The sequence below is a fragment of the Lactobacillus apis genome (genome assembly GCF_002837055.1).
GTDB classification, from domain to species: Bacteria; Bacillota; Bacilli; order Lactobacillales; family Lactobacillaceae; genus Lactobacillus; species Lactobacillus apis.
In genome coordinates, this window is record NZ_PDKP01000001.1 from 778,133 (window position 1) to 795,185 (window position 17,053).

At 35.8% G+C, this 17,053-nt stretch carries 10 protein-coding genes, 4 tRNA genes, 3 pseudogenes, 1 riboswitch and 1 other annotated feature; of the genes and pseudogenes, 5 read left to right on the forward strand and 12 right to left on the reverse strand.

All coding sequences use genetic code 11. From position 1 onward, the window contains the following. Positions 1 to 148 precede the first annotated feature (148 nt). Complete coding sequence (locus CRG87_RS03745; RefSeq protein ID WP_074424999.1) at positions 149 to 1,792, reverse strand: putative polysaccharide biosynthesis protein; 1,644 nt, start codon at positions 1,790 to 1,792, stop codon at positions 149 to 151. Positions 1,793 to 1,887: 95 nt separating this feature from the next. Then, positions 1,888 to 4,302 (reverse strand): leucine--tRNA ligase, encoded by a 2,415-nt coding sequence (gene leuS, locus CRG87_RS03750; RefSeq protein WP_074424998.1) that lies wholly within the window; start codon positions 4,300 to 4,302, stop codon positions 1,888 to 1,890. Between the two features lie 38 nt (positions 4,303 to 4,340). Continuing rightward, positions 4,341 to 4,533, reverse strand: a binding site (T-box leader). Between the two features lie 28 nt (positions 4,534 to 4,561). On the opposite strand from leuS, the gene CRG87_RS03755 reads away from it, so the two are divergent. The 4 genes from CRG87_RS03755 (at position 4,562) to CRG87_RS03770 (ending at position 8,666) form a co-directional block, all read left to right on the forward strand. Further along, entirely contained in the window at positions 4,562 to 5,248 is a 687-nt protein-coding gene (locus CRG87_RS03755) for a phosphatase PAP2 family protein (RefSeq protein WP_074425712.1), read from the forward strand. Between the two features lie 493 nt (positions 5,249 to 5,741). Beyond that, positions 5,742 to 6,932: a hypothetical protein gene (locus CRG87_RS03760; RefSeq protein WP_074424997.1), complete on the forward strand. Its 1,191-nt coding sequence runs from the start codon at positions 5,742 to 5,744 to the stop codon at positions 6,930 to 6,932. Beyond that, positions 6,929 to 7,540: an ATP-binding cassette domain-containing protein gene (locus CRG87_RS03765; protein ID WP_074424996.1), complete on the forward strand. Its 612-nt coding sequence runs from the start codon at positions 6,929 to 6,931 to the stop codon at positions 7,538 to 7,540. The genes CRG87_RS03760 and CRG87_RS03765 overlap by 4 nt, the downstream gene beginning before the upstream one ends. 49 nt (positions 7,541 to 7,589) lie before the next feature. Further along, positions 7,590 to 8,666: a hypothetical protein gene (locus CRG87_RS03770; RefSeq protein WP_074424995.1), complete on the forward strand. Its 1,077-nt coding sequence runs from the start codon at positions 7,590 to 7,592 to the stop codon at positions 8,664 to 8,666. A gap of 297 nt (positions 8,667 to 8,963) precedes the next feature. Here the strand turns inward: CRG87_RS03770 and CRG87_RS03775 are convergent. From CRG87_RS03775 to CRG87_RS03810, 9 genes and pseudogenes are all read right to left on the reverse strand, one after another. Further along, positions 8,964 to 10,064: pseudogene (locus tag CRG87_RS03775) on the reverse strand (MFS transporter); the annotation flags it as partial. 6 nt (positions 10,065 to 10,070) lie between these two features. Continuing rightward, positions 10,071 to 10,598: pseudogene (locus tag CRG87_RS08325) on the reverse strand (MFS transporter); the annotation flags it as partial. Between the two features lie 29 nt (positions 10,599 to 10,627). Then, a complete protein-coding gene (metK, locus tag CRG87_RS03780) occupies positions 10,628 to 11,827 on the reverse strand; it encodes a methionine adenosyltransferase (protein WP_074424993.1) in 1,200 nt (399 codons plus the stop codon). Continuing rightward, positions 11,825 to 11,906: riboswitch (SMK box riboswitch) on the reverse strand. It overlaps the preceding gene by 3 nt. 67 nt (positions 11,907 to 11,973) lie before the next feature. Continuing rightward, positions 11,974 to 12,046, reverse strand: a tRNA-Val gene (locus CRG87_RS03785). A 4-nt stretch (positions 12,047 to 12,050) separates the two neighbouring features. Continuing rightward, positions 12,051 to 12,122, reverse strand: a tRNA-Glu gene (locus CRG87_RS03790). 234 nt (positions 12,123 to 12,356) lie between these two features. Further along, complete coding sequence (locus CRG87_RS03795) at positions 12,357 to 13,649, reverse strand: PTS sugar transporter subunit IIC (protein ID WP_074424992.1); 1,293 nt, start codon at positions 13,647 to 13,649, stop codon at positions 12,357 to 12,359. After that, a pseudogene (locus tag CRG87_RS03800) lies at positions 13,646 to 15,070 on the reverse strand (6-phospho-beta-glucosidase). The gene CRG87_RS03795 and the pseudogene CRG87_RS03800 overlap by 4 nt, the downstream one beginning before the upstream one ends. Further along, a complete protein-coding gene (locus tag CRG87_RS03805; protein WP_074424991.1) occupies positions 15,067 to 15,912 on the reverse strand; it encodes a MurR/RpiR family transcriptional regulator in 846 nt (281 codons plus the stop codon). The pseudogene CRG87_RS03800 and the gene CRG87_RS03805 overlap by 4 nt, the downstream one beginning before the upstream one ends. Before the next feature lie 223 nt (positions 15,913 to 16,135). After that, positions 16,136 to 16,208 (reverse strand) — tRNA-Val (locus CRG87_RS03810). 150 nt (positions 16,209 to 16,358) lie between these two features. On the opposite strand from CRG87_RS03810, the gene CRG87_RS03815 reads away from it, so the two are divergent. Continuing rightward, positions 16,359 to 16,655: a hypothetical protein gene (locus CRG87_RS03815; RefSeq protein WP_074424990.1), complete on the forward strand. Its 297-nt coding sequence runs from the start codon at positions 16,359 to 16,361 to the stop codon at positions 16,653 to 16,655. A gap of 298 nt (positions 16,656 to 16,953) precedes the next feature. Here CRG87_RS03815 and CRG87_RS03820 read toward each other — a convergent pair. After that, positions 16,954 to 17,043: transfer RNA gene (locus CRG87_RS03820), tRNA-Ser, on the reverse strand. Positions 17,044 to 17,053 lie beyond the last annotated feature (10 nt).

The following is a 17,053-nucleotide window of genomic DNA, read 5'->3' on the forward strand; positions in this document are numbered from 1 at the left end:
TACTTACTACTAGTTAGATGAGACAGCATTGCAACTTTAACAAGCAATTGCTAAAATGAAGTTCCTTGACAGGGGCAGCAAGCTAATATATTATTTTTAGCTTGAACAAGTCAAAAAAACGATATTGCTGCAATTAGCAATATCGTTTTTATATCTTAATGTGTAATTTTTCTAAAATTGGAACAATTTTATCTCCAAGTATTTTCTGCGCTAATTGCGATTTGATTGCAACCAGTGCATAGAAGATACCACCAACAATTACAGCAACAAAAACAATTATTAATGCTGAAGCACGTTTAGCCGGACTTAGGAAGATTTCTAAGCCATGTTCAACTGCTAATACCAATAAGAACATGATTATCGAGAAAAATGTAATTCCAATAAAGCGGCGACTTGTCCTACTCTTATTGAAGTCAAACTCCACCTCAAGATGCTTAAATGACATAAAGATAATTACTAGCATCCCTAAATTAGTAGCGATTAATGGCCCATATACTTTAAACAAGTAAACCATCGGATACTGAACTATCATCTTAATGACTAGGCCTAAAACTAAATATTTAATTGCTAGTCCATTTTCAGACAGTCCTTGTAAAATGGCCATTAATACCGTAAATAGTCCCAAGGTAATCGAAGTAAAGGCTGACAAATATAAGATATTCGATCCTAATTGATCAAATCCATAAAAAACTGTATAAATTGGCGTTGCAATAGCTGCCATTCCAAAAGCGGCAGGAATCATCACAAACAAAAATAAGTCTAATGTATTACTGATTTGGTCAGAAATCCCTTTAAAGTCACGTTTTGCATGTGCCGCAGACAATAATGGAATCGCCGTTACAGCCATCGCACTTGCCAATGACACAATAATCATAATCAACTTATTTGCATTAAGAGCAAAAAGTGCATACCAAGTTTCAATTGTGTTATAGCTTGCATTAACTACACTTGCTATCATCGGATGGAAAGTGTATTGATCGACCAAGTAGAACAACTGAATCCCTGCATCGATAATAATAAATGGGATTGCTTGTTCAATTATCTCGCGAAAAAGTGAAGCAGTGGAAACCTGAATTTCATTATTTGAATTATCAACTAAATAATTCAATTCCTTACGTCTAGAAAACAAGAACCAAGCTAGTACTAAAATCCCAAAAGCTGCCCCAATTGCAGCAGCCAAGTTTGACTGAACAACCGCATCAACAAAATTACCATGTTGTACTTGCATAATGATGTATGCGGTGAGTAACATCCAGATTACTCGTGCCAGTTGTTCAACAAACTGTGACATGGCTGAAGGCATCATATCAGAATAGCCTTGAAAATACCCTCGCATAATACTTAGTACAGGAATAATCAAAATGGCATACGATAAGCTACGCATTACAGCAACCTGCCGTGGATCACTACGAGATCCATTTGAGGCAAGTAGTGGGGAGGCACAGTACATGATTGCAGCTGAGATTACGCCCAAAACAACCATCAAAACTAATCCTCTACGGAATAATTTTCGTCCTACCCCATATTCATTCAATGCATTATATTTTGCCACTTGTTTGGCCACTGCACCTGGAATGCCGGCAGTCGAAATCAAAATAAAGATACTGTAAATATTGTAACTTCGAGCCGTTAAAGCGTTGGCAATGTTGCCATACGGTGACATCCAAATAAACCATGGAATAATGTAGAGGGCGCCCAATAAACGTGAAGTAATCGAACCAAAAGTCATCCACGCACTGCCTTTAACAAAGGTATCTTGCGTATTTTGTTCTTTCAAATTATTTTCTCTCATTAATTTTCCCTAAATTTATTTTACTAACTATCCTATTTTGACTGAAAAAAGGCAATTAACAACAAATCTACTTTGCACTTTAGGAAAAATTAAGTTTATTTAGCAACAATATTGACAATTTTATTCGGAACAATAATAACTTTTTTAACTTCCTTACCGTCTAAAAATTTCTGTACATGTGGTAAAGCTAAAGCTTGTTTCTCTATGTCGTCCTTGTCAGCATCCTTTGGCGCATCAAAGTTACCGCGTAATTTACCGTTGACTTGAACCATAATTTCAACTGTTGATTCAACTAGTTTACTTGAATCATAAGTTGGCCATTTAGCAAAAGTGATTGACTCATCATGACCGTAAATTTGCCAAATCTCCTCCATCATGTGTGGTGCAATTGGTGCGATTAAGGTCATGAAGCCTTCTGCATATTCTCTTGGAATTGTTTTTGCCTTTTGTGCTGCATTAATGAAGACCATTAATTGAGAAATTGCAGTGTTAAAGTGTAAGGCATCAAAGTCCTCAGTTACCTTCTTAACAGTTTCGTTATAAACCTTGTCCAATGTACCGTCATTTTCTTCAACAACGTTTTCTTGAGGAATTGCCTTCAGATCTAAGTCATTTACAAAAAGACGCCAAATTCTATCTAAGAACTTCTTAGTAGATGCAGGACCATTGTCATCCCAATCAATTGAAGCATCTAGAGGACCCATGAACATTTCATACATTCTCAGACTATCGGCACCATATTCCTCAATAACATCGTCAGGGTTAACAACATTACCCTTTGATTTTGACATCTTGTCATGGTCTTTGAGAATTAAACCTTGATTATATAGTCTTTGGAATGGTTCTTCATTCGGTATAACACCTAGGTCGTAAAGAACCATATTCCAAAATCTTGCATACAATAAGTGACGAACTGCATGCTCAGCACCACCGATGTACAAGTCTACTGGCATCCATTGCTTAAGCAATTCGTAGTCTGCAAGCTTATTGTCATTATGTGGATCAATGTAGCGTAAGAAGTACCACGACGAACCTGCCCAGTTAGGCATTGTGTTGGTCTCACGCTTTCCTTTACGACCATTTTTGTCTACCACATTAACCCAATCTTTAAGATTAACCAGTGGACTTTCTGGAGTACCTGATGGCTTAATGTCAGTAGCGTGAGGTAAAACTAGTGGCAACTCATCTTCAGGAACTAAAGTAGTTTCGCCATCTTCCCAATGAATAACTGGAATTGGTTCACCCCAGTAGCGTTGACGACTAAATTCCCAATCACGAAGTTTGTAATTAACCTTCTTCTTACCAGCGTTATGTTCTTCAAGCCAATCAACAATTTTTTTCTTGGCTTCTTCAACATTCAAGCCGTTCAAAAAGTCAGAATCAATATGTGGACCATCTTCTGTAAAGGCTTCTTTACTGATGTCGCCACCCTTGATAACAGCCTTGATTGGCAAATCAAATTTTTGCGCAAATTCGTAATCACGCGTGTCGTGAGCCGGCACAGCCATAACAGCACCAGTTCCGTAACTACCAAGAACATAATCAGCAATCCAAATTGGAATTTCTTGATTATTAACTGGGTTAATTGCATAAGCTCCAGTAAAGACACCTGATTTAGTTTTATTTAAATCGGTTCTTTCCAAGTCTGACTTGGATTCAATTTGCTTAATGTATGCGTCAACTTCTTCTTTATGCCCGTCAGTCGTAATCTTTTGAACTAACTTGTTTTCAGGAGCTAATACGGCATAGGTAGCACCAAATAAAGTATCAGGACGCGTACTAAAGACATCAAAAGTTTCATCCGACCCCTTTATCTTAAAGGTAATCTGAGCACCCACTGAACGACCAATCCAGTTGCGTTGCATTTCTTTAACATTTTCTGGCCAGTCAAGATTATCAAGTCCAGCAAGCAGACGATCTGCGTATTTGGTAATTCTAAGCATCCATTGCTTCATGTTGCGACGGTAAATTGGGTAACCACCACGTTCTGTTTTACCATCAACAATGTCCTCATTGGCTACAACTGTACCTAAATCTGGTGACCAATTGACTGGAACTTCGGCTTCATAAGCAAGACCATTTTTATACATTTGCTCAAAAGTCCATTGAGTCCACTTGTAGTACTTAGGATCACTGGTAGAAACTTCATGATCCCAATCATAAGAAAAGCCCAATGTGTTAAGTTGCCGTTTAAAATTAGCAATATTTTCTTTGGTTACTACTGCAGGGTCTTGTCCAGTTTGAAGTGCATATTGCTCAGTTGGCAGTCCAAATGCATCCCAGCCCATTGGGTGAAGAACATTGTAGCCCTCACTACGCTTCATCCGCGCCACAATATCAGTAGCAGTATAGCCCTCTGGGTGACCTACATGGAGGCCCTTACCAGATGGGAAAGGAAACATATCTAAAACGTAGTAATTTTTCTTTTTAGGATCATTACCCGTTTTAAATGTGTGGTTTTTTGCCCAATATTCTTGCCATTTTTTCTCTACAACTTTGTGATTGTACATAAATTTTACCTCATAAAAAAAGTCCTATGAAATTAATTTCATAGGACGAATAATCGCGGTACCACCTAAGTTTCATACATTTTTGCATGACACTCAAACGCTCCTTAACGCGGCTAGCCAACGAAAGATTCCATCTAGGCTCAGTTCACAATATATTTTTCGAGTCTTGCACCAACCGACTTTTCTCTATAGAAAAATAAAATCGCTACTATTTCCTAACCTTTATTTTTTGTTCAATAATGATTATAATTTACCACAAATGCTAAAAAAAACAAGGGGAGAAAGTCATTTGGATACGACAATTCATTCAAAAAGAGATACCATCATACCCGCGACGATTTTTTTAATGTTGTACGCGGTATGGGCAATATTAGTTTCAGCTGACAGTCAATTCATCCATCAGTTTGATACTGCTTTAATTGGGATAATTTGTAATAACAATCCTGCAATTATCAAATTTGCCACTACTTTTACTAATCTCGGTAATACGAGTGTTATCATGATTGAAACAATCATTTTGGTAGTGATTCTCGGAATTTTCAAAAAATATGCTTATGCATTTTTTACTGCTGGAACTATGATTGCGGCTAACGGTTATAATTGGATCATTAAGCATGCAATTGCTAGACAGCGTCCTTCAGTGCATCATCTTGTTGATGCACATGGATATAGTTTTCCATCAGGTCACTCCGTTGGTAGTGCAACATTATTTGGCATTCTAATTGTCTTAACTATTTTACTAATTAAAAATAAAGCCGCTAAAACCGTCCTATGCATCGTTTGGCTGTGCTTCCCACTTCTAATTGGTTATACTAGGATTTTCAATCATGTTCATTATCCATCAGACGTAGTTGGTGGTTTCTTAGAAGGAATTGCCTTTTTATTAATTGGTTACTCCTTCTTATATCACTATTATTTGGAAACGCGAGCACAGGAAAAAATTTAGTTTAAAATAAAAAAGTTCAAACTTTTAGTAGTTTGGGCTTTTTTTGTATTCAAAATCAATCCTGAGCTAAGCAACTAATAATGTCTTTATATTCTGAATACCTCTTTAACAAATCGATTTTTTGCAACAGCTCAAGATTGTGGCAATCGCCTTCCCATCTTACTCTTGATAAGATTTAAAATTTATATTTTTGATATGTTCATCGCGTTGCATTTTTGCTTAAAAGTTAGCTAATAATTTTCTAGGTAGACGTTGCGAACTTAAATAATTTAAGCTTAATTGATTAAATTTATTTCCAATAATAAATATTATATGAACTTTTTATTGCAAAAAAAGGAAAAATAATATATTATCAAGTAACAAAATATTGACACATAAAAGCAATTGTGATAAAAGCTGTGACATATTTTTTAATATTAAAGTCATAAGAACTGCTAGATTAATAAATTGAATCTAGCAGTTTTTATTAAACCTAAACTAAGAGGTGACGAAAATGCCATATATGAAATTAAAAATTAAGCAGGTACTAAAAAGTAAATTTACCTGGATTAGTCTTTTAGCCATTTTACTCGGATGTTTTTATTTTTGGACGAAAAACTACAATTCTCGATATATTAATCCGCGCATAACGGAAGCTCGAGAAAATATTGCGGTGGAAAAGAAAAATATCAAATATTATCAAAAACAGTTAAAGAAATCTAATTTAACAAAAACGAATAGACACAAAATCGAACTGGATTTGGCAGAAAACAAGTCATCTATCAAAGAATTTAAGACATTAATTAAATCAATTCAAACAAATAAGTGGCAAAAAGCTTATCAAATCATAATAAAGCAAGAGAAATATAATCTTGCTGATGCAAAACGTAATAATGCCAATAAAGATGATTTGCTGCCACTTGAAAGTAATATTAAAAAATTACAGTATCTGGCTCGAAATAACTTACCAGAAGAAAATGAACATTATTCTGTTAAAGGTGGCTTTTTTATATTAGAAATGATGCAGGAAGTCTTACCACCTTTAGCGGTTTTAGCCGTGATTTTTATTCTAATAAAATTATACTCCTCTGGTTTTTATGATCGAATGCGTCTAGAAAATCTCTTACCACAAGGAAACCATTTATTGATTGAAGTTGGTACTGGTTCATTAATTGGATTTGGCTATTTTTTATCAGCATTCCTGTTGATTTTTATTATTCCGAGCATATTTTTTGGTACTGGCAACTTTAAATATCCGATGATGGGTGTAGACGCAGTAGCTAAACAGAACATTTTCATTCCTATGAACCAGCTGTTTTGCCCTACTTTGATTTTAGAATTATTTAGTTTTATGTTCATTGCAAATGTGGTTTTACTATTCGTACAAATATTTAAAAACCGCTTGTTGGCATTATTTGTTTCAATTTTTATATTAATTGGTGGGATGGTACTACCTCAATACGTAGTAGCAGCACGGAATTTTGCTCAGTTTATTCCTATGAGTTACTTTTTCTCTTTACAACCGATAGATGGTATGTTTGGTATTAGTAATGCATATGTCTTTGCAGATGAAACAAAATTAGTCACTTACCCACAGGTTAATTTTGTCAATGGCATCCTTGTTTTAACCGTAGGAATTATTATTCTTTTACTTTTAAACTACCTCATCGCACAAAAAGCCCAAAAAGGGAGGAAAACAAAATGATTGAAATTAAGGATTTAACCCTTACATTACGTGAACCTATACTAAAAAATGCCAATTTTAACTTTCAAAATGGCAAAATATATATGCTTCATGCACTTAACGGTACTGGCAAAACAAGCGTCCTCAGAACTATAGTTAGCTTACTTGCTCCAAGTTCAGGCCAAGTCCTGTTTGACGGAAAGCCTTTTGCTAACGTCAAAAGCCAAGTTTTTTACCTGGAAACTTCTGACTGGTTTGACAAAAATCTTTCAGGCCTTGATTATATGCAATTTGTTAAAAACGAATGGCATTCACACCAGGATTTGCAAGAAATAATAAACCGTTGGGAAATGAGTAATTATATCAAAACTCCAATTAGAAAATATTCATTAGGTATGAAACAAAAACTGGTAGTTGCCCTTTATGAGTTAAGCGATGCTAAATACTTACTAATGGATGAAATTAACAATGGCCTTGACTCTGACAGCCGTCAAATTCTTTATCAGGAATTGACCAATTTAGCAAAACAAAACAAACTTATTATTATGGCTTCTCATTATCAAGATGAAGTAGCAGGAATTGTTGATGATACTCTGACTTTAAAGCACCACCAATTAGTTCGGGGATAAAGCTTATGGCCTATTTTGAATTACAATTTAAAAAGTATTTAAAAATACTTTGACCTGGCTGATTTTAAGTATAGTGCTAATATGTGCAGGACTTATTCTAGGCTATAATTCCCTTAAAGGCGATCAAACTACAATTCGTTACCAAATAAACCAAGATTTAAGTCAGCAGAAACAGGCTCAAGCTAATTTGCCCACAGTTAAAAATCAAAATAGAAATGAGCGGCAAATATTAAAAGCCTTAGATAATAAAAATTGGGATCATGCTTATGAATTGATGATTCGCCAAAATGACAAGCAAGCAGCACAAGTCAAAATTGGCGGAGCTGATCTTAGACAAGAAATCAAACAGAAAAATGCCCGTTTAAATGCTCTAAAAAATGCAAATTTACCAGAACAAAATGAACAACATCCTAAACAAGGTTGGTTATTCCTGTTTAAACTTTCAGAAAGTTTTCTGCCTGCAATGATTGTCGCCATGCTTTGTTTTATTTTAAGTAATATTTTCGCATCAAAGTATGTCGATCATCTAAATCGTGCCATATTGTTACCAAGCAAGCACAGCGTATTACTAGATATCATTTTAGGATTACTGATTGCTTTTTCACTAACTCTTTTTATCAGCCTTTTAATCTGGGGACTTAGCAGTCTGCTCTTTGGTAGTGGCCCACTTTTCTATCCAATTCAAGGAATAACTTTACCAGGTAGTTTCAAAAGTACTTATCAACCTCTTTCTATTTGGCTAAAACCTGCGTTTATTTTAACCGTCTTGACGTGTATTTTCATTGTGATTCTGTTACTTCTTTTAGCTCAAATCACGCGTAATCAATTAAGCTGCCTTTTCTTAGCACTATTTATACTTTTAGGTGGAGCAATTTTGCCATTCATTTTGCAATCAACCTCTGGTGGAAGTGGAATGGCCCAAACTACTATAGTGCAATATATACCAATGACTTACCTACTTTCGACTCAGGTAGCAAATGGAAATCTAGCAACAAAATTTAACAACCCGCAGCTTAATTTTACTTTCGGCTGTAAAGTTCTCATGGTTTCAATTATCATTCTCACAATCCTTAATTTTTCATGGCCTTGGTTTTCAAAGCAAATGGCAAAGTTGACTAAAGGGTAATTGAATAATTTGGAAGCAAAAGAGTCTGAGAGAATTATTTTCCCAGACTCTTTTTGAAATGGAGTTAAATTATATAATTGACCACGCCGAAAAAGCAGGTTATTTCTAGCCTTTTTCTCTCTACCATCTAAAGAACGTTAATTAGTAATTTGTCTTTTATTCTATACTTCCTATCTATAATTTTTTGATATCATCACTTATTATGCTTTTAGAAACCAATTTTTTTACTATACAGAAAAGTTTATAAATAAAAAACCTGCTGATTAGTTATCAGCAGGTTTTTAATCGATATTTATTTTAATCAACTATTTCTTGTTGCTTTTTATAAATACAGTTGAACACAATTGAAAGAATAATTGCTATCAAGGAAACCACATAAACGCCCTTTAATGCGCTAAACAGTACTTGACGCAATTGTGGAACCAAGTTAGCTGCCAACTCTTTAGCTTTGATAGAAGAAACAATCTTGTTCATCATTGCCTGAGTTAGATTTGGATGCTTGGCAAGTTCACTTGCCACAATCGTATTGAAAGTAATACCGTAAATCGAAACCATCATAGTTTGTCCTAAGTAGCGCATTAAGGTATTAAACGATGTTGCAACACCAACATGGTCTTGATCGACTAAAACTTGTGAGCGAACTTGTGCAGCGGTCATAATGGAACCAAAGCCAAAGCCGTTCATCGCTGCAATGATGCAAAACAGCCAAAATGGTGTCTGCATTGGAACAATCAAAAGCATAGCGTCAGCTATCAACAATAGAGTTAACATTCCAAAGAATGTTTTACGGACACCCCATTTACTTAGCATTCCACCAATTAGAAATGAACCAATTACCCACATAACTGAACTTGGCGTTACTGCAAATCCTGCAATAGTTGCTGTAGTGCCCTTAATTCCCTGCATCCAAGTCGGAATATAGAATTCAAAGCCAATAACAACTCCTGATACAAACAAGGTAATCATATTGACTGCAAGGAACTCTCTACCTTTAAGCATCGTCAATGGCATTATTGGGTCCTCTGCGCGTTTTTCTTCACGGTAGAACATAATTGCACTAACAATAATTAAAACTGCCAAAGCAGCTAATATTAAGCCGCTGAGCGAGCTCAGTTCTTGCAAAGTAAACATTACTGTCAATAGCAGAACGACCAGCCAAAATGTGCCTTTAACATCAAGTTTAGCTTTTTGCTTAGCTTTGGGTTCACTTAAGAAGAACACAACCAGTAAAAAGGCTATCAAACCTATTGGAACATTGATGTAGAAAACCCAGTGCCATGAAAGATTCTGAACAATGAATCCACCTAAAAGTGGTGCAATAACAGAAGCTACACCCCAAAAACCAGAGTTAAGCCCCAGCATTTTAGTTCTTTTTTCTAGAGTATACATATCGGCAATAANCAGTAAAAAGGCTATCAAACCTATTGGAACATTGATGTAGAAAACCCAGTGCCATGAAAGATTCTGAACAATGAATCCACCTAAAAGTGGTGCAATAACAGAAGCTACACCCCAAAAACCAGAGTTAAGCCCCAGCATTTTAGTTCTTTTTTCTAGAGTATACATATCGGCAATAATGGTCATCGCTACCGGTTGAACAGCTCCAGAGCCAAGTCCCTGAATCACACGGAAAAGAATCAACTCAATCATGTTATGAGCTTGGCCACAGAGTGCCGAACCGATTACAAATAAGGCTATCCCGAATAAAAAAATTGGCTTTCGACCAATGCTGTCAGCTAATTTTCCATACAAAGGAGTTGAAACAGCCGTCATGAACAGAAAGATTGAAACAACCCAATTCATGATTTCTAACCCATTTAGATCGGAGACAATGGTTGGCATCGCTGTGGAAACGATTGTGCCTTCAATCGCTGTCATAAACGTTGTCATAAAAATCGCAAGTGTAACTACAGGTACATTGGTCTTTTTCACAATTACAACTCCTTCAAATTTTCTAAAATCTATTTATTTTTATTAACAAAGTCAAGTAATTCTTGAACTTTATCGGCTCTCTCCCACGGTAAATCAACGTCAGTTCGGCCAAAATGACCATAGGCAGCCGTTTGCTCATAGATTGGTCGTCTTAAATCAAGCATTTGAATGATACCTGCAGGACGAAGGTCAAAGATTTGTCGTACAGCACTTGTCAACAATTCATCACTTACCTTACCGGTATTTGCGGTATCAATCATTACTGAAACAGGATGTGCGACCCCAATCGCATATGCAAGTTGGACTTCACAACGCTCTGCTAAACCCGCTGCAACAATATTTTTAGCAACATAACGAGCAGCGTAGCTGGCACTACGGTCAACCTTTGTCGGATCCTTTCCTGAAAAGGCACCGCCTCCATGACGAGCATAACCACCATAAGTATCAACAATAATCTTGCGTCCAGTTAAACCTGAATCACCTTTTGGTCCACCTATTACAAAACGGCCAGATGGATTAATTAAAAATTTAGTGTCTTCATCAAGAAATTCCGCTGGAATTACTTTTTTAATTACTAGCTCAATCATCGCCTGGCGAATTTCTTCATTGGATACTTGATCATCTGTTTGAGTTGAAATTACTACTGTATCAACACGTTTAGGCTTTTGATTTTCATCATATTCAACTGTTACTTGTGCTTTAGCATCAGGTCTGAGCCACGTTAATTCGCCGTCTTTACGCAATTTTGCAACTTGGCGCATTAAGCGATGAGCTAAAGAAATTGGCAACGGCATGAGTTCTGGTGTTTCATTAACTGCAAAGCCAAACATCAAGCCTTGGTCTCCAGCCCCAATTTGATCAAGGTCGTCATCATCAGACTTGTTTTCACGCTTCTCAAGCGAGTGATCAACTCCCTGTGCAATATCAGGTGATTGCTCATCAATCCCTACTAAAACAGCACAGTTATTGCCATCAAACCCAAGTTCCGGACGGTCATAACCAATTCGTAGAACTGTTTTTCTAACAATGCTCTGAATATCAACATATGCACTAGTTGATATTTCACCAAAGACATAAACAATTCCCGTATTTACCACCGTCTCACAAGCTACGTGAGCTTGTGGATCCTTGGCAATAATTGCATCCAGAATTGCGTCTGATATTTGATCAGCCACTTTATCTGGATGCCCTTCAGAAACAGATTCTGAAGTAAATAAACGTTTTTCCATATTAGTCCCCCTATAGACGTCAGCTATTCGGTTACAAGGCATCTCCAAATATTGGATCCTCTCAGGACTTGAACCGATAAATATAATTATATTCGTTCTTTTTTTGTAAAAAAAAGACTACCGTGTATTCGGTAGTCATCGAACGATGGAGGATACAGGGCTCGAACCTGTGACCTCCTGCTTGTAAGGCAGATGCTCTCCCAGCTGAGCTAATCCTCCAAAGTGACCCGTACGGGATTTGAACCCATGTTACCGCCGTGAAAGGGCGATGTCTTAACCACTTGACCAACGGGTCAGGTTCTGAATCAAAGTACATTCAATAGTATACTAGATAAAAAATGATTTGCAAGTAAAAAAATCAAAAAAAGTAAATTTGTTTGAAAACTCCTGCTAAAGCCTATTAGAGCAACAAGAATAGCTTTTACTCAATAAACGCATTGATTACAGGCAATACTAGCTACTTTGACCAGCAACGTTTGTTATTTTTACCAAAAAAGGATTAGTACTTCAAGATACTAATCCTCTTTATTTATTTCGTTGCGTTTTGCTGCTTTACCAAAAATTGATCATATTTTTTAATGAATGGCCAGTACACAATCATTGAGAGAATGATAATAACAAATTGCCATAAAGCTGTTCGCCATCCTCCAATTAAAAATCCTGAAATAATTGGTGGCGTTGTCCACGGAACCATCACGCCAGAAAACAGTGGCAAAATTCCCCATTGCATCAGTAAGTAACTAATGATTCCAACACAAGTTGGAAAAACCACAAATGGAACTAATAAGTATAAGTTCATTACAATCGGAACGCCGAAAATAACTGGCTCATTAATATTAAAAATGTTTGGAACTAGCGACAGTTTTCCAAGTTCTTTTAGAGCAGATGACTTTGAGAAAAATGTCATGTAGATGACAAGGCCCATTACAATTCCCGCACCTGTCATACACAGATAATTATCCCAAAACTGTTGGGTAAAAATGTGTCCACCATTAGCGACTGTTAGTTTTTTCCCTGCATCCAAAATTGATTGGTTATCAGACATGTTAGACTGCAAAATTGGTGTCAGAATAGCGCCACAAATTGCTCCACCGTGAACACCACACCACCATAGTAATGACATTACGATTGTCATAATTACCACTCCACCAAGAGAATCAGTGATTCCTTGAAGTGGCGTTTGAATTGCTGAGTAAATTATTTCCGCAAAACTAGTTTGAGCTACAAATTTGAAGATTGCACAAATTGCTTCAGCAACAACTAAAACTGCTGCAGTTGGAATTAGTGCCATAAAAGAATTTGCTACAGCTGGTGGAACTCCAGCAGGTAGTTTGATTCGCCAATCTTTTTTAACACAGTAACTATAAATAAAACCACTTAGTAAACCGACGATGATCGCACAGATCATCCCTTGACCCGCAGTCCAATTTTTTGAAATAATATTTGTAATAAGTTCTCCACCTTTAGGCTTAATTTCAGATGGCAATAGCATAATGAACGCACCGAGTGCAGCTAAACTACCTGAAAAAGGTGAATCAACTTTTTCATTTTTAATATAAGTATATGCCATACCTACTACGGCAAAAATTGCCATCAATGAAAATGAAGATTGGTATATTTGGTTAAAAACATCAGCCCAACCACTCTTAGTAATCGCATTTGCGACTGCTGGTATTGGTATGTTTGCTAAGAGCATGAACAGCGAGCCAACAATTAGAAATGGTAATACAAACATCATTCCGTCTTTTAGTGCGCTAATAATCTTAGTATTGGTAAATTTCATAACCATTGGTACTAATTTATCGTTAATGAACTTTTTCATTTCTCTACCCTCACTTGATCTTTTAGACACTCACCATTAGTTTTTATAATATTTTTGTACCATTCAAATGATTGTTTACGGTAGACACCTGCAGTACCTTGCTTTACTTCATCTAAATTGACATAAATAAAGCCGTAGCGCTTTTCTATCTCACCAGTTGAAGCACTGATAATATCGATTGCTGCCCATGGGGTATAGCCAATTACATCAACGCCATCAAGTTCGATAGCTTTCAACATTTGAACAACATGGCTTTGAAGATAATTTATTCGATAATCATCATTAACAGAGCCATTTTCTAACTTGTCATAAGCACCAAAACCATTTTCGACGATAAACAATGGTTTCTGATATCTCTCATAAGCAACATTTAAAATATATCGCAGTCCGACCGGATCAATGGCCCAACCCCAGTCACTTTTAGAAACATAAGGATTAGGCTTTTCCAAAAAGTCAGCCTGAGCATTATATTCTGCAATAGTCGACTTATAGTAACTAAAGCCTAGAAAATCGACAGTTCCTTTTTTTAAATTAGCCAAATCTTCTTGTGTGATGTCCAATTTAATATTTTTGCGTTCCCACAGTTTTTTTGTATATGAAGGATAAGTACCCCTGATCTGAACATCACTAAAGAAGAAGCGCCTGTCCATTGCTTTAAGACTTGCAATTTGATCAAGTGGTTTACAACTTGCAGGATATAGGGGCCCTAAATGAAGCATACAGCCTATCTGAAGTTTTGAATCAATTTTCTTAGCTTCTTGAACGGCAAGAGAACTTGCTACAAATTGATAATGACTAATTTGATACATTGTCTGCTCTGAGTTCTCAGCTTCCTTATATAAAACACCAGCACCAGTCCATGCATTGAATGGATTATCTGTATCAATCAGATTATTAATTTCATTGAAAGTCATCCAGTATTTTACTTTTTCGTGATAGCGTTCAAAGCAAACCTTTGCGTATCGTAAAAAGAAATCAATTACCCTACGATCACGCCATCCACCATAATGGTCAGCCAAATAATATGGCATTTCAAAATGCGATAGCGTAACAACAGGTTGAATGCCGTATTTCAAGCATTCATCAAAAACATTGTCGTAAAATGCTAATCATTCTTCCTTTGGCTTTTCCTCGTCACCATGTGGGAAGATTCTTGACCAAGCAATACTTAGTCTGAAACATTTAAATCCCATTTCTGCAAAAAGTTTTATTTCTTCTTTGTAATGATGATAAAAATCAATGCCAAAATGATTGGGATACTCTTCATTTGGTAAAACCCCTGCTGTTATTTTCCTAGGTGTATTTACATCACCTTTAGTCATAACATCAGTTACGCTAATTCCTTTACCTCCTGCGTCCCAAGCTCCTTCATATTGGTTAGCGGCTACTGCACCACCCCATAAAAAGTCTTTATTAATCAATTTTGTCTTTCCTTAATCTTCTCAACCTCATCTGAAGTCTCACTTACTTCAGAGTAATTATTGAGCATTTTCAATGACATCAACACGTCAAATAGGTATTGAATCGATGAAATATACACAATATTACTAAGTTCCAACGTGTTTTTAGTAGTCTTAATAACCATTGTTTCATCGCATAATCGACAAATTGAGCGCTTAACGGAATCGCAAACAACAACAATTTTATAGTCTTCAGTCTTCAGTTTTTTAGCAATGCCATACATATGCTCATTATTCCCAGTATGAGTCAAAATAAAGGCTAAGGGTCTGACTTTTCTATTTCGGTATACTTTCGCATGCATCAAATTCAAAGAATCATATGCTCCTGCTTCAACACCGACTTCTTGAAAATTTAAACAAAATAATTGAGCTAGCGGATAATTAAGTCCATCACCATAAATTTCAATTCTATCAGCAGTTTTAAGTAAACTAGCTACTCTATTAAGTAACTCTGTATTAAAAATGTTTTTGGTATATTTCAGAGAGTTTCGATGAACAGTTTCAATTCTATCTAAAACTTCTCTTGAAGCCTCATTGCCATTAAAGCCATTGCTCTTTAGATCATCATCTAATTCAATAATCGTGGGCAATTCAGTTGCTAATTTATATTTAAACTCAGTAAAACCGCTAACGCCTGCTTTTTGGCAAAGCCTAATTACTGTTGATGAACTCGAAAAGCTTGCTTTTGCAACCTCATGAACTGTCATTCCAAGTACTCTTTGTGGATTATTACTAATGAAATCTAGAACTTCCCGTTCTTGTCTAGTCAATTTACTACTTTTAAGAATTTTGTCTAATATCATAATTTTCCTTTCGGCCGCTAAGATCAATTACTCAATCGACACCGTCATTATATCTTGTAATCGCTTTCTATTTCAATGATAGTAGTACTTTTGGAGTAAAGTACCAAATTGGAACAAATTTGAGACCATTTTTGAAAATAAATTCCAAAAGTTAAAATGTAAATTTTGAAAACAAAAAAAGAACGCCTTAACGACGTTCTCTCTTATAAGTCTGTTTCTTTTATGGAGGATACAGGGCTCGAACCTGTGACCTCCTGCTTGTAAGGCAGATGCTCTCCCAGCTGAGCTAATCCTCCGGTCAATCGACAACCCTATGTAATATATCATAGATTCAAAGCAGTTGTCCAGTATCTTGGCGCTAAATTTTCAAAGAAAAAAATTTAATAATACCTTGACACTGAGTATATATGTTGTTATTTTATAAATAAAGTAAAGGAAGTGATAGTATGTCGTTACCATACGTGGTTGCGTTAGAATTGAATGTCAATAGTGAACCAGGAAACTTTGAAATTAAGTATAAAGAAGTTAGTCAGATAATTGAATCTTTATCTATTAGCTGCAAAAAAATCGAAAATTCAGTTTGGATAATTAAGAGTGATTACAAACCAGCAGAAATTTTAGATAGAATACGAAAAGTTATTGCTTCTGAAGATTTAGTGTTTGTTTGTGAACTTAAGAATAACAAACAAGGCTGGTTGAATACAGAAGCCTGGAAATTTATGAACGATAATATCTTTAACTGATGTGCAAATTAGTCAATCCTGTGCTGTAATTACTTATTATCCCTATACAGCATATAAACTAAATTAAAAACCGTAACTTATAAGTTACGGTTTTTAATTTCAGCTCTATTCCAGCTACTAACTCATTCGTCTATTAATTACAGGTTCTGTACAAACCAACAAGCAATTTATCATCTGCTTTAGAGCACTATAGTGCGCTCTATTTTGGAGTGTAAAAAACTAATTCGAACTTTTTTCGAACTTTTAATACAAAAAAAGCCGCTAAACGTTAGTTTAACAGCTTTTTCAATTTAAAATACGGAGTGTGAGAGATTTGAACTCTCGATACAGGATTAACCCATATACATGATTTCCAATCATGCTCCTTAAGCCACTCGGACAACACTCCAGTAAGCTCC

Coding starts and splice junctions, on each gene's coding strand:
- CRG87_RS03805 (WP_074424991.1), bottom strand. CDS start 15,912: ATGATATTAGACAAAATTCTTAAAAGTAGTAAATTGACTAGACAAGAA.
- CRG87_RS03755 (WP_074425712.1), top strand. CDS start 4,562: ATGCTAAAAAAAACAAGGGGAGAAAGTCATTTGGATACGACAATTCAT.
- CRG87_RS03795 (WP_074424992.1), bottom strand. CDS start 13,649: ATGAAAAAGTTCATTAACGATAAATTAGTACCAATGGTTATGAAATTT.
- CRG87_RS03745 (WP_074424999.1), bottom strand. CDS start 1,792: ATGAGAGAAAATAATTTGAAAGAACAAAATACGCAAGATACCTTTGTT.
- CRG87_RS03765 (WP_074424996.1), top strand. CDS start 6,929: ATGATTGAAATTAAGGATTTAACCCTTACATTACGTGAACCTATACTA.
- CRG87_RS03760 (WP_074424997.1), top strand. CDS start 5,742: ATGCCATATATGAAATTAAAAATTAAGCAGGTACTAAAAAGTAAATTT.
- CRG87_RS03815 (WP_074424990.1), top strand. CDS start 16,359: ATGTCGTTACCATACGTGGTTGCGTTAGAATTGAATGTCAATAGTGAA.
- leuS (WP_074424998.1), bottom strand. CDS start 4,302: ATGTACAATCACAAAGTTGTAGAGAAAAAATGGCAAGAATATTGGGCA.
- metK (WP_074424993.1), bottom strand. CDS start 11,827: ATGGAAAAACGTTTATTTACTTCAGAATCTGTTTCTGAAGGGCATCCA.